Source organism: Rhizobium sp. AN6A, assembly GCF_900215635.1.
GTDB classification, from domain to species: Bacteria; Pseudomonadota; Alphaproteobacteria; order Rhizobiales; family Rhizobiaceae; genus Agrobacterium; species Agrobacterium tumefaciens.
On the sequence record NZ_OCNC01000002.1, the window covers coordinates 319,390 to 332,326 of the forward strand.

Genomic DNA, 12,937 nt, shown 5'->3' on the forward strand with positions numbered 1-12,937 from the left:
TGTATGTCAATGAAAAGATGCAATGAATGCGTGCTGCCTGATATCACGCGTATGAACTGGACGAGGCCGGGCAACATCTTGCCCGGAAAGAGGGGCTATGGCGACGATCGATCTGAACTGCGATATGGGAGAAAGCTTCGGGGCCTGGACCATGGGCGAAGACGAAGCGATGATGGAGCTGATTACCACGGCAAACATCGCCTGCGGTTTTCATGCCGGCGATCCGGTTGTCATGCGCGACACCATTCTTGCCGCCAAGGCAAGGAACATCGCGGTCGGCGCCCACCCGTCTTTCATGGATATTTACGGCTTCGGCCGCCGTCGTATATCCGGCGAACGTCCCGAGGATGTGGAGGCCCAGCTGATCTACCAGATCGCCGCAATGCAGGGCATGGCCGCGGCGCTTTCCTGGCCAATCACCCATGTCAAAACCCATGGTGCGCTGGGCAACATCGCTGCCGTCGATCAAGATCTCGCGCAGGTCTGCATCCGGGCCATTAAGGCGGTGGATCCGTCGCTGGTCTTCATTACGCTGCCCTATTCGGAAACCATGAAGGCCGCCGAAAAAGCGGGGCTGCGCGTTGCCTGCGAAGTTTATGCCGACCGCACCTATGACGATGCGGGAATGCTCACCTCCCGGCAGATGCAGGGTGCAGTGATCCACGATCCCAACCAGAGTGTGGATCAGGTTCTGTCCATGGTCTGCGACGGTGTAATCCCGACAACGGGCGGAAAAAAACTGCCGGTGGAAGCCGCCACCATCTGCGTTCACGGCGACACGCGCGGCGCCGTGGATATGGCGCGCGCCCTTCGTTCATCGCTCGCCCGATATGGGCTGCAATTTGCTCCTTTCGCCACACCAAACACCTGATCCGGGGACGTTCCATTGACACGCACTGTTTATCTGAATGGCGACTGGCTTGCCGAAGCCGACGCCAAGGTTTCCGTTTTCGACCGCGGTTTTCTGTTCGCGGACGCCATTTATGAAGTCACCGCCGTGATCGGCGGGAAGCTGATCGACTATGCCGGCCACAGCGCCCGCCTTCAGCGCTCGCTCGCCGAACTCGGCTTGACCTGCCCCCTCGAAGCGGAGGAACTTCTGGCCGTTCACCGTGAAATCGTTCGCCTGAACCACATGGACGAAGGCCTGATCTATCTGCAGATCTCCCGCGGTGCGGCGGATCGCGATTTTGCTTTTCCCGCCAATGCCACGCCGACGATAACCCTGTTCACCCAGGCAAAACCCGTGCTGGACAATCCGCGCACGGAAACCGGCATTGCCATCGCCACGATGCCGGACTGGCGCTGGGAGCGACGTGACATCAAGACGGTACAGCTTCTCTACCCCTCGATGGCGAAGATGGAGGCGCTGAAACGCGGCGCGGACGATGCATGGCTGGTGGAGAATGGTTTCGTGACCGAAGGCAGCGCCGCCAATGCGCATATCGTCAAAAAGGACGGCACGCTGGTCACGCGCGAACTTTCCAACGCACTTCTGCACGGCATCACCCGCGGAAGCATTCTCGATCTTGCGCAGGGTGCCGGAATTGCCGTCGAACAGCGGGCCTTTACGGTGGATGAGGCAAAGGACGCAGCCGAAGCCTTCATCACATCGGCGACAAATTTTGCCATGCCGGTCGTCAAGATCGACGAAGCTATCATCGGTGACGGCAAGCCCGGCCCGGTCTCGAAGACACTGCGTAAGCTTTACATAGAGACCCGCCTCGCATCGGCGATCTGATTTTCGGCCCGCGTTCAGCGAGCCGCCGCACCCCCGGCGGCTCCGCAAGCCTGGCCCCTGTTCGGCACACAGCGGCAACTCCTTGCCTGCCGATCCGCGCCTTTTCGGTAATTTCCCTGGAGTGCATTCCACTGACGCCAGCCCGGCACAAAGGCTGGTGGGCAAGGCAACCCGCTCGAAATCGAACAAAGATTAATCACCTTATTGCGCCGCTCAAAAAACGCCCATATAGTTCCCCTCATTCGGAGCACATGCTGTATACCGAAAATAACCGCGCGGCCCTGTCGCCAAGGGACAGGGTGAGCCGGAAACAATAAGTGAGGGGATCACAACCATGAAAAACGCAATTTTCGTCGGGCTGGCTTTGACGATTGCCGGCTTTGCAACCTCCGCGACCGCTGAAACGGCCTGGGACATGTCGGTCGTTTGGCCTGAAGGTAATTTTCACACCAAGAACGCGGTAAAATTCGCTGAAACCGTTAAGACAGTCACGAATGGTGAGGTAGCCATCACCGTGCATTCCGGCGGGTCACTTGGCATCAAGGGCCCGGAAGGTATGACCGCCGTGCGCGACGGCATCGTGCCCATCGCCGATATTCTGATGAGCCAGCAGGTGGGTGAAGCACCGGTACTCGGTGTCGAGACACTGCCATATCTGGCCCCGACGATGCCTGACCTGGCGCTGCTGCACAAATTCTTCCGCCCCAAGATCGAGCAAGTCGCAACCTCGATGAACCAGAAGCTGCTTTACATGGTGCCCTGGCCGGGTCAGGCAGTCTATGCGCCGAAATCGATCGAAAAAATTGAAGACGTCAACGGCCTCAAGATCCGCGTCGTCGATGCGAACGGCCATAATTTCTTCCACGCCCTTGGCGCTCTTCCCGTTCAGATGCCATGGGGCGAAGTCGTGCCGTCGCTGGCCGCCGGCACCATCAATGGTGTCACGACCTCCTCTTCGTCCGGTGTCGATGGCGCTTTCTGGGAGTTCATGAAAAACATGAGCACCTTCAACTGGCAGGCATCTTCCAACATCGTCACCGTCAATCTCGATGCCTGGAATGCCCTGTCGCCCGAAAATCAGGCGGCGATCGAACAGGCATCGAAGAAACTCGAAGGCGAATTCTGGCTGGTCAGCCGGGCCGAGGACGAAACCAAGCTCGCCACCCTGAAGGAAAAGGGCATTACCGTCACATCGCCTTCTCCCGAACTCAAGGCCGCCCTCATCGAGCGCGCCAAGCCGTTGTGGGACGATTTTCTCAAGCGCGTGCCCGATGCGGCGCCCTATGTCGAAGCCTATCTGAAGGCGCGTAACTGACTTTCTCCCGTCGGAAATGAAAGGGCAGCCGGCAATCCCGGCCGGCTGTCCGCCTCCTTCTGCGCACTCCGGAGAAACATCATGAGAAATCCAGCCAGTCCCGCATTCGCTGCCATCATAACCCCGATCGACCGGTTGACGGAGGCTGCAAACGTGCTCGCAGCGCTGTCTCTCCTCGGCATTTTCATTCTCATCGCTTGCGAAATCTTTCTCAGAAACCTTGCCGGCTATTCCCTGCCATTCGCCTGGGATGTCGCCGCTTACCTGATGGCCGCGAGCTTTATGCTCGCCGGCGCCAGCGCGCTGAAATCCGGTTCGCATGTCCGCGTCACCGCAATAGGCGAGGCACTTTCTTCAACCGGCGCAAGGCGGCTGGATATGGTGGCATGCCTTGTCGGCCTTGTTATCTGCATTGCGCTTTCGGTCGCATTGACGGACATGGCCATGCTGTCCGCGCTGCGCGGTTCAACCTCCTCGTCGGTCATCCGCATTCCGCTCGTCTATCCGCAGAGCGCGCTCGCAATAGGCGCGATCATCCTCAATTTACAGATGCTGGCGCAGTTCCTGCGGCTTCTTCGCGGCGAAACACTTTCAACCGGCCCGGGACTGGAATAAATCATGGGAAAGATCACCTTCAGCCTGCTCGGCCTGATGACGCTCATTCTGGGTACGGGGGTCTGGATTGGCCTTGGCCTCGTCGGCACCGGAGCGGCGCTGGCCGCACTCTATCGCCCCGCTTTGCCGCTTTTCAAACTGCTGGCCCAGCAAACCTGGAATACGCTGGTTTCGCCGGAAATGCTGGCCCTGCCGCTGTTCATCTTCATGGCGGAAATCCTGTTCCGAACGAAGATTTCAGAAGCGCTGTTCTCCGGCCTCGCCCCCTGGCTTCGGCATGTGCCCGGCCAGCTTGCCCATATCACCGTTCTCGGCTGCACGCTCTTTGCCTCCGTCTGCGGCTCATCCGCGGCCACCACGGCAACGGTCGGGCGCATCACCGCAAAGGAACTTATTTCGCGCGGTTATAACCGCGACCTCATCACCGGCAGCCTTGCGGGGGCGGGAACGCTGGGCTTTCTCATTCCGCCATCAACGATCATGATCATCTATGGGGTCATGGCGGAGGAATCGATCCTCAAGCTGTTCATGGCAGGCATTCTGCCGGGCCTGCTGATGGCCGCATCCTATATGGGCTATATCGGCATCCGGGCGCTGATGAATCCGGCCCTTGTCGGGGAGGCCCTTGCGCCAACCACTTTCATCGAAAAGCTTGTGGCGTTGAAGGACCTGGGGCCGCTGCTGCTGCTCATTATCGGCGTGGTCGGCTCGATGTATGGCGGCATCGCCTCGCCGACGGAAGCAGCCGCGGTCGGCGTCGGTGGCGCAATCCTCATCGGCGCTTTCCAGAAGACGCTGAACCTTTCGAACCTCATGCAGGCGGCGAAACAGGCGGCCGATTCCTGCGCCATGATCGGCCTCATCATGGTCGGCGCGATGTTCCTGTCGACCGTCATCGGTTATCTCGGCATGCCGCGCTATATCGCCGGCATCATCGAGGGCTGGGGCCTTTCGCCATTCATGCTCATCATCGTGCTCCTGATCTTCTACATCATCCTCGGCACGGTGATGGAAGGGCTGGGCTGCATCGTCATGACGCTGCCGATCACCCTGCCGCTGGTCATGGCGGCCGGTTACAGCAAGGTCTGGTTCGGCATATTCATCGTCATCGTGGTGGAGATGGCGCAGGTGTCGCCGCCCGTCGGTTTCAACCTCACCGTCATCCAGCGCCTGACCGGCGACAGCATGGCCCGCATTACCCGCGCGACCATGCCGTTCTTCTTCATCATGTGCGCCTTTGTCCTGCTCATCGCCATCTTCCCGGAAATCGTTTCGATCGTTCCGGACATGCTGGCGAATAATTGACTCAAACGGTTTGCCGGCCAGCGCGCTCTCCCATGCGCAAGGCCGGCATCCTCCAAACCCGTCACGCTGCGGGCCGTTTCGGATTGGCAGCGAAATCGCCAATCGACCCGGCTCCGCTGCGGTCAATTCCACGGATTGGAACAGAACCCTTGCAACACAGGCGGCTCAAATAGGAACATGTCATGTCGCTCATAAATTCCAGTACCAAGGGTGTGTTCGTCATTGCCTGCACACCGTTTACCGAAGACGGTTCGCTCGATGGCGAAAGCATCGGCCGCATGGTCGACTTCTATTATGAAAAAGGCGCGGACGGGCTGACGATCCTCGGCATGATGGGGGAAGCACCCAAGCTCACCCAGGCGGAATCGATCGAAGTCACGAAGCTGACGCTGAAGCGCTCCGAAGGAAAACCCGTGGTGGTCGGCGTCTCCGCACCCGGCCTTGCCGCCATCGGCGAACTGACCAAGGCAGCCATGGATCTGGGGGCTGCCGGCGTCATGGTCGCTCCTCCATCCGCGCTGCGGACCGATGAGCAGATCGTCGCCTATTACCGCAACGTGGTTGAGACGGTCGGCGCCGACGTGCCTTTGGTGCTACAGGACTTCCCGCTCTCCACCGGCGTTCAAATAGGCGCAAAAACGCTGGGCGTCATTTTCGAGGCCCATCCGAGCATCGTCATGCTCAAGCATGAGGATTGGCCGGGCCTGCAGAAGATCACCGATCTGCGTGAAGCGGAGGCCAAAGGCCGTCGCCGAACCTCCATCCTGTGCGGCAATGCCGGTGTTTTCCTGCCCGAGGAAATGCAGCGCGGCGCCGATGGCGCCATGACCGGTTTCGCCTATCCGGAAATGATGGTCGATGTCGTCCGTCTCAGCAATGAGGGGAGATACGAAACCGCGCAGGACTTGTTCGATGCCTATCTGCCGCTGATGCGCTATGAACAGCAGCCCAGTCTCGGCCTTGCCGTGCGAAAACATGTTCTGGCAAAACGCGGCGCCATCGCCAGCGCAACTCAACGCCGCCCAGGCGCACCGCTGAGCGCACTTGCCGTGAAGGAAGTCGAGACACTGATCGAACGCCAGACGCTCAAACTGGGCTTGTTGCGTTGACAGACTTAATTCACTGCCGTTGTGAGTGGCCCTGGGTTTGCTCCGAGACATGCGCCAGCGGGAAACAATGCTAGCTGTACGCAATCTGTCGTCTCTTCGGCAGTAGAGTATTATCGCGAAACGAGGACTCTCCAAGATCGATATGGCGGGGAGTTTTACGGTCGCTTGGCGAGAGCACGTGAAAGCCAAACGCAAACCCTCGTCTGGCGGCTTGCTACTGAGCACGTGATCTGGCAATCGGGAGCTTTGCGCCTGACAACGGGGCGACAATCTCAATCTCCTCGTCACCTCGGTCACATAAAGAAGCTGTGCCCTCGACGACGGTCTGGTGGCGGCAGAAGTCAAGGCATAGCGGGGTCAGATCAAGAGCAGTCCCAAATCGGGTTTTGTCGCAAACTTTTTAAAGGCCGCAGAAGCGGCCATCGCTGGACACAGTTATGCGGCGAGTGCTGCGAATTGCTGAAATGCGGATTGGCCACTGATTGGAAATTGCCGCTTGCGGATCATGTGCGCCACTTCGATGCCATCCAGCGTTGCTGACGCCGATTGAAAGGATTTGAAGCCTTTCATGGGGCGGGTCAGCTTCTTGATAAACGGTGGTCCTGCTCAATCGTGTTGTTGAGGTATTTGATCTGCAGGATCTCGATCAGCGAGAACCATCCATACAACAGCAGCAACCAGTTGATGTTTTGCAATCCTGCCAGGTTCGCGCCACTCTTGTCGATGACGACCTTTTCGGGCCAGCCATTGTTCTTAATCGTGCGGGCGAAGAATGTGCAGGCCGCGGCCTCATCGCGGTGCTCAGACAGCATGAAATCAAGGGTTTTGCCGAATTTGTCGACAGCCCGATAGAAATAGATCCACTTGCCTTTGACCTGGATATAGGTCTCGTCCATCCGCCAGGAGCTGCTGGTTGCGGATTTGCGCCGCTGGACTTGGCAGGCAATCAGGGGCGAATATTTCACGACCCATCTGTTCAGCGTAGCGTGGTCAACGGTAACGCCGCGCTCGGCCATAATCTCTTCCAGATCACGATAAGAGACCGCATATCTCACGTAGAAAAATACCGCGTTTAAAATCACCTCTTTCGGGTAATGACTGCCTTTGAAATCGACCATGATCGGGAAACTCAATCTACCTGCTCATCTTCAACCCGGATCTACACCTACCATACTGGTTGCAAACCCGATGAAAAGTTTTGCGACAAAACCAATGAAAGGCCCCGGCATCGCCTGGGTCTTTCAACTATTTACTCCGCAATCGATGAGTACCGACTTTCTTGTAGAAGTTATGACGCATTGAATCAGTTTCGACTCCATGCTTCAGTGTGTAAGGGACTGCGTGATGGCTCCGAGAAACACACGGTAATAACCGGCGATCAGATTCCACTTGTCTAGCTTGTTAAGGGTGCGGCGCGCATTCTTCACATCGTCCGGGCCCGTTGTAGGTAGATAGTAGCCTATCCCCTTGCCAGTATGCGGCTTCTTACTTCCGTTCCAACGACCATCGCGCAGACCACGGATGAGAACTTTGGCGCTTATAACGGGGTCGAGCATCATGTCAGGATTTGCGACGAGATCCACGCCAGCGTCGCCAGAGGATGTGCGGTAGTTGTCCTCCCAGGTTAATTGCGCCTGCCCGCGACCATAGTAGGCGTGGCCGTATTTTCCGCTCGACCGCGAGTAAGGCCTGTTTTGCAGTCTGCGACGTGCTTGCGCGTCGCTTTTAGCGAAGCCTTCCCGCACTGGCAGCATGCGAAACCCGGTTTCATGCGCCGCCGTAGCGAAAGCATAGGCTAGGGTTTTTGGGTTTCCATCGCCGTCGGTCTGGAACGCAGTGAAGATCCCTTCCATACCTTCGATCTGGCCGGGTTTCAGGCGAGTGCCCATAAGCTTGGTAGCCCTTAGGGCCTTATAGAACTCGTCGTTTCGGATTGCGAGAGCGCCACCGGTGGGAGCGGGATCGGGGCCGTTGTTGTTGTCGTTGTCATTGGCGTGCCGCTGCTTCACATCGCCGCCGCCACCAAGTGACAGGTTCACGCCCGCGCCGATAAGCAACATGAAAGAACGGCGATTGGTGCTCTTAATAAGAAGATTGCGCATGTGGTGGCCTTTCCGTTGGGATCGAGTGGACCGAAGCCCTGTTCAACTGATCCAACGATAGCTTCTGTCTGATTGGCCTTTTTCAGCTTTCGGTTTCTCGCAGACTTGTGTGCAGAGGAGGAAGCCCCATCTCATACATTGTATTCAGCGTGCGAGAAATTCTTAGTGTTTCTGAAAAACATAGTCCCGGCCCGAGTTATGATGGTGTCGTAAAGTCCGATCCCCGTCTCAGGAGGCGTCCTTGGGAAAATTGCTCAAGACTACAAAATTGCCGCCCAAACAACGCGCGCTCGATAATGTCGTTCTTCTTGAAGGTCTGCAGAATGCAGGTCTCACCTATAGCGACATCGTGAAGGCAAGCCGCATCGCAACCCGCCGAAATAAGCTCCTGGGTCGTGCGGCAAACGTTAGTACCCTGTGGCGTATCAAGAATAAGGGGCGCAAGGCCGACGACATTGCTGGCCTGACCGAAAGCGCCATCCAAGCCTTTTTCGGCACGCAGAGCCGGGTTGCTTATCGCGCCCAACTGGCCGAGCATGCGTTGCGTGCTGCAAAGCATGAAGAACTGCCGGTCATTCTCGAAAGTGTTCGCTCCGTCCTGGCAGATCTCACTGGTGAAAAACACGACGAACTTGAAGTCTCTGATCGTTTTGCCGTCGCATCACTCGATGCGCAAATTGATCTCTATTCTGTTCGCTTTGCTCAACCTGGACCGGAAAGCTATGGTCTTTATGTGTCTGCGCTCGCCAAGTTGATGCCACATCAGCCGGAGATCGAACGCCTGATGACTGGCAACCTTGTTGCCGAAGATCCGGGTCTCGCCGTGCTTTCTGTTCGTATGATGCTGAACGCTCTGTTTGCCTCCTACGAGATGGATGCTGGTGGGCCGTTGGTGACCACACGTGCGAAATCGAACAAATTCATGAGCGCAGACTTCGTGAAGAACACGGAAAAGGTGACTATGAAGTTCGGCGATGCGCGCCTGGGCTTTTACGCAGCCGAGGCTGCAGCGTTCTTGGGCCGCCGATATGTTGCGGAGCGCCTTATCCGCATTTCCATGAAAGCGGATGGTTATGATGGCCCGTTCGCCTTGTGGAAGCCGGGCTGGCATCCTCGCCGGCCATCCGAGGAGCCTCACCTCGCTGATGTTCTGCCTCTCTTAGTCTAGCCGGCCGCCTAACGAAGGAGTTTATATGATGAAATCTCTTGGAATCTTTTTGATCATTGCCGCACTGTCTGGTGCAAGTGTTCCGACTGATGCTCTTGCTACCATCGGCCCCGGCCATGTCACAGGAGTTGTTTGCAATCTTACGCATGAAAGCGTCTTGGAACTTTATGAACAGACAAGCGCCATGCCGGGACACGTCACCGTAGCGTAAAATGAACGACGGCTAGAGACGCGAGCGCGCGCTTCTGCGCTGATATTCCGATTAGGGGCGGGAACAAGAGCAGTCCGAAATCGTACGCTAAGAGCGAACGGAAGGGGAACTTATGCGACCCGCCGTAGCCCGGCTGGCAGACGAAGCGATCGAAATCCGTCGGGCATCTGGTGTTCGGCATCCCAGGTGTAGATGCCGGTAAGGTTGATGTGCTCCCAACTGAGCGGCGAAATATGCTTCAACAAAGTATCGGGAATATTTCGACCCTCTCGCTTCAACTGCGTGATTGCGCGGTCGAGATAGACTGTATTCCAGTGGACGATTGCACTGACAACGAGGTTGAGACCAGAGGCGCGGAATGCCTGGCTCTCGAACGACCGGTCGCGGATTTCGCCCCGCTCGTGGAAGAACACAGCGCGTTTCAGCTTATGAGCGGCCTCGCCCTTGTTGAGACCAGCTTTGCATCTCCGCCGTAGTGCCGGACTTGAGTACCATTCGATCATGAAGAGCGACCTTTCGATACGGCCGAATTCGCGGAGCGCCCTCGCGAGATGGCTTTGCTTTGGCGTTGCGGACAATTTCTTGAGGATGGTAGATGGCACCACGGACCGCGTCGTGATCGACGCCGCAAGATGGAGCAGATCGTCCCAATGGTCGAGGATCAGATTGGCATTGATCGGCGCCCCGATGTGGTTCGACAGCGCCGGATATGCATCACCCTTCTCGAACGTATGGAACCTCCGATCTTTGAGATTACGCAGTCTTGGTGAGAACCGCTTTCCGATCAAGGCGAACAGCCCGAACATATGATCACTGGCACCGCCAGTGTCGGTAAAGTGCTCCTGGATATCGAGGACCGTGTCCTGATCGAAGAGCCCGTCCAGCACATAGGCCGCCTCGCTCTCGGTGGGACTGATGGGCAAAATGCTGAAGTAGCCGTATTGATCTGACAGATGGCTATAGAATTTCGATCCGGGCTCGCTACCGTAATGCAAATTGATGTCGCCGCGCTTTGCAGCCCGGTCGCTCGCACGGAAGAATTGGCCATCGGACGATGACGTTGTGCCATTGCCCCAAAGGCGCGAATGCGGATGCTGGGTGTGGGCATCGGTGATGCACGCTTGAGCCGTGCGGTATGTCTCCGATCGCGCGTGGAATGTGCGCATCCACCCAATCTGGTGAGCGCTAATCCCTTTGGAAGCGCCCGCCATTCGTTTGGGGCCAAGGTTCGTAGCATCGGCCAGTACACCAGCGAGCATTGCAGAGACATTTTTTGGTACGTCGCCGGTCCGAACATGCGTGAACTGGTCCGCAAAGCCGGTCCATTCATGCACTTCCCTTAACAGATCGGGAACCTCGACCAACGGATACATATCGCTGATCTCGGCATTCAGTGCCTCGGCGGCCGCAGGGATTTCGCTGGCGGTTGGTGTGATGATCAACGTTCCGGCCTCAAGACGAACTCCTTCGAGCTTTCCGGATCGTGCCCTGTGCGCCAGACGCTGCAGGTTGAAGTCGAGCATCTGACGCGCTTCGGCAAGCCACTGCGCGCCATCAGCTTGGACGCCTAATCCGAGACGATCCTCCTCCTTCAACGTGATGAATGTTGTTCGCGGCATCAAATGCTCGTCAATGGGCCGGAAAGATCGGCTGCCGTCGACCCATATCTCCGCAGATCGAAGCCGGTCTCGCAAAGCAGCGAGCGTTGCGATCTCGTAGAGTCGGCGATCAGGTTTTTCTCGTTCGAAGATGAGCCGCCGGTCAGTTTGGCTAAGGTGGGTGAGCGGGACGCGATCAGGGAGCGTCCGTCGCTTCTCGGCATGAAGCCGTTTAAGCAGCGCAATTGCCGCTAGAAGTGGATCGTGGCGGCGCGCCGAGCGGAACGTGAATGCCTGAAGGAATGCACCAGTGTATTTGTGGACGGTCGCATATTGCTCGGCCGCTACGATCAACGACGGCGCCTCGTTGTCGTCGACCATCGACTCGAGCTCAGGCTTCATCCGAAGCAGTCGATCCCAGCCGACTCTTTGGTCGAGAACATCCATTGCATTCCGACCATTGTTGTTGGCGGACTGCAGCGCGGTGATCGTATCGAGAAACATGCGCAGCGCTTTGGCGGTGTTCGCTCTGCAGTCCATCTGCCGCTGCTTCTTTCGGTTGTTGGCTTGCGAGAACAACTTACCCATCAGCTTGATGAACATCGTCACCGCATCGTCCGTGAGCTTCTGGCAAAGCTTGATGACTTGAGCCACAATCAGAGCGTGGCGACGGCTGGCATTGAAGTCGTTGGCAAGCCAGGCCGGGGTTGCGTTACCCTCCCGGATCATCTGGCCCCACCGTCCTGCTGATATGCGCGCCTGTAACGTCGGATCGATCTCCAGCTGCCGCAGAAACGCTATCCGCTCTGTCAGCCCGACCAGATTCGACGCACCTGGCGCTTCTGGCGCCGAGCGTAGCCAATGGAAGCGCGTCTGGCCGATCGACGGGTCCACTTCTAACAGCCGGTAGAAGAGCGCCGCGTTCACGAAACGCGACGACAATCGAACTGACTATCGCAGCACCGTCGTCGGACGTCGCCGCCGCCTGAATTGCAGACAATAGCGCGGCGCGGCGATCTTGCAGCGTCGCGCTTCTCGTATCCAGATACATCATTAGCCGTGCTGTGTGATCCCGACGGGTTTCTTCACGGCGTGCATAGAGCGAAAATGCTTCCGGGGCGGCGCCGATCTGATCAGCAACATATTTAAGCATGGCGCGTGGCGGAATTTCTTCTGCCCCCAGCACTCGACCCGGGTATCGCATCAGACATAACTGAATGGCAAAGCCAAGCCGGTTGTGATTACGTCTGCGCAGTTCGATCTCCAGGCGATCGGCCGGTGACAATGAGTAGTGTCGGATTAAGCTGTCCTCGTCGACAGGGATATCGACAAGCTTTCGGCGATCTTGATCTTTGAGAAGCTTGCGCTTTGCCATAGCCCGACTCCATTCATAACCAATCTGCGCTTAGCGTTGTCGAGTCGCGCCGGACACAGAAATCAAAACCAGCGAATATCGATGGCAATCCACAGAGATCCAATGCCCAAGATCTAATCTACGGCATTGTTCATGCTTCGTTCGGCCTTAGCGTACGATTTCGGACTGCTCTTGTTCTGACCCCAATATGTGAATTCTCGATAAGCTAAAGGCTGTCACCGATATGCGTGGTTTAAATAACGCCTTTGACGGGCCGATTGCCCTCGCCCTGCTACCCTTGGTGCTGATCGCGATCCAGACGCAGGTGATCGCCCGCGAGGAGCGCTATCTCGAAGCAAAGTTTGGCGACGAATACCGCCGCTATAAGGTCGAGGTTCGCCGCTGGCTCTGACTATTCC

General features: G+C 57.3%; 9 protein-coding genes and 3 pseudogenes. 9 read left to right on the plus strand and 3 right to left on the minus strand.

The features are described 5' to 3' along the window. The first annotated feature begins 97 nt into the window (after window positions 1–97). The 6 genes and pseudogenes from CRO62_RS02865 (at window position 98) to CRO62_RS02890 (ending at window position 6,085) form a co-directional block, all read left to right on the plus strand. Window positions 98–871: a LamB/YcsF family protein gene (locus CRO62_RS02865; RefSeq protein WP_097099112.1), complete on the plus strand. Its 774-nt coding sequence runs from the start codon at window positions 98–100 to the stop codon at window positions 869–871. A 15-nt stretch (window positions 872–886) separates the two neighbouring features. Further along, a complete protein-coding gene (locus CRO62_RS02870) occupies window positions 887–1,741 on the plus strand; it encodes a D-amino-acid transaminase (RefSeq protein WP_097099113.1) in 855 nt (284 codons plus the stop codon). Window positions 1,742–2,075: 334 nt separating this feature from the next. Further along, a complete protein-coding gene (locus tag CRO62_RS02875) occupies window positions 2,076–3,056 on the plus strand; it encodes a TRAP transporter substrate-binding protein (protein WP_097099114.1) in 981 nt (326 codons plus the stop codon). 81 nt (window positions 3,057–3,137) lie between these two features. Beyond that, window positions 3,138–3,671 carry a TRAP transporter small permease subunit gene (locus tag CRO62_RS02880; protein ID WP_097099115.1) on the plus strand — a complete coding sequence of 178 codons (534 nt, stop codon included), beginning with the start codon at window positions 3,138–3,140 and terminating at the stop codon, window positions 3,669–3,671. A gap of 21 nt (window positions 3,672–3,692) precedes the next feature. Further along, window positions 3,693–4,976, plus strand: a pseudogene (locus CRO62_RS02885) (TRAP transporter large permease); the annotation flags it as partial. Between the two features lie 182 nt (window positions 4,977–5,158). After that, on the plus strand, window positions 5,159–6,085 hold the full coding sequence (locus CRO62_RS02890) for a dihydrodipicolinate synthase family protein (RefSeq protein WP_097099117.1): 927 nt from the start codon (window positions 5,159–5,161) through the stop codon (window positions 6,083–6,085). Between the two features lie 435 nt (window positions 6,086–6,520). On the opposite strand, the gene CRO62_RS02895 is transcribed toward CRO62_RS02890, so the two are convergent. Together CRO62_RS02895 and CRO62_RS02900 are read right to left on the minus strand one after the other, a co-directional pair. Continuing rightward, a protein-coding gene (locus CRO62_RS02895; protein WP_323455462.1) for an IS6 family transposase occupies window positions 6,521–7,203 on the minus strand; the annotation gives its coding sequence in 2 pieces (ribosomal slippage) (window positions 6,521–6,678 and window positions 6,678–7,203; 684 coding nt in all). Window positions 7,204–7,407: 204 nt separating this feature from the next. Beyond that, window positions 7,408–8,187: a glycoside hydrolase family 19 protein gene (locus CRO62_RS02900; RefSeq protein WP_097099118.1), complete on the minus strand. Its 780-nt coding sequence runs from the start codon at window positions 8,185–8,187 to the stop codon at window positions 7,408–7,410. Window positions 8,188–8,428: 241 nt separating this feature from the next. Here CRO62_RS02900 and CRO62_RS02905 point away from each other — a divergent pair, with 241 nt between their 5' ends. Both CRO62_RS02905 and CRO62_RS02910 read left to right on the plus strand, forming a co-directional pair. Further along, the gene (locus CRO62_RS02905) at window positions 8,429–9,355 is read left to right on the plus strand and encodes a hypothetical protein (RefSeq protein ID WP_143539376.1); all 927 of its coding nucleotides are present in this window, start codon (window positions 8,429–8,431) and stop codon (window positions 9,353–9,355) included. Window positions 9,356–9,380: 25 nt separating this feature from the next. Further along, on the plus strand, window positions 9,381–9,566 hold the full coding sequence (locus CRO62_RS02910) for a hypothetical protein (RefSeq protein WP_097099120.1): 186 nt from the start codon (window positions 9,381–9,383) through the stop codon (window positions 9,564–9,566). Window positions 9,567–9,676: 110 nt separating this feature from the next. Here CRO62_RS02910 and CRO62_RS02915 read toward each other — a convergent pair. Next, a pseudogene (locus tag CRO62_RS02915) lies at window positions 9,677–12,539 on the minus strand (Tn3 family transposase). Between the two features lie 229 nt (window positions 12,540–12,768). On the opposite strand from CRO62_RS02915, the pseudogene CRO62_RS02920 reads away from it, so the two are divergent. Beyond that, window positions 12,769–12,930, plus strand: a pseudogene (locus tag CRO62_RS02920) (methyltransferase family protein); the annotation flags it as partial. Window positions 12,931–12,937: the final 7 nt, after the last annotated feature.

Coding starts and splice junctions, on each gene's coding strand:
- CRO62_RS02865 (WP_097099112.1), top strand. CDS start 98: ATGGCGACGATCGATCTGAACTGCGATATGGGAGAAAGCTTCGGGGCC.
- CRO62_RS02875 (WP_097099114.1), top strand. CDS start 2,076: ATGAAAAACGCAATTTTCGTCGGGCTGGCTTTGACGATTGCCGGCTTT.
- CRO62_RS02880 (WP_097099115.1), top strand. CDS start 3,138: ATGAGAAATCCAGCCAGTCCCGCATTCGCTGCCATCATAACCCCGATC.
- CRO62_RS02890 (WP_097099117.1), top strand. CDS start 5,159: ATGTCGCTCATAAATTCCAGTACCAAGGGTGTGTTCGTCATTGCCTGC.
- CRO62_RS02900 (WP_097099118.1), bottom strand. CDS start 8,187: ATGCGCAATCTTCTTATTAAGAGCACCAATCGCCGTTCTTTCATGTTG.
- CRO62_RS02910 (WP_097099120.1), top strand. CDS start 9,381: ATGATGAAATCTCTTGGAATCTTTTTGATCATTGCCGCACTGTCTGGT.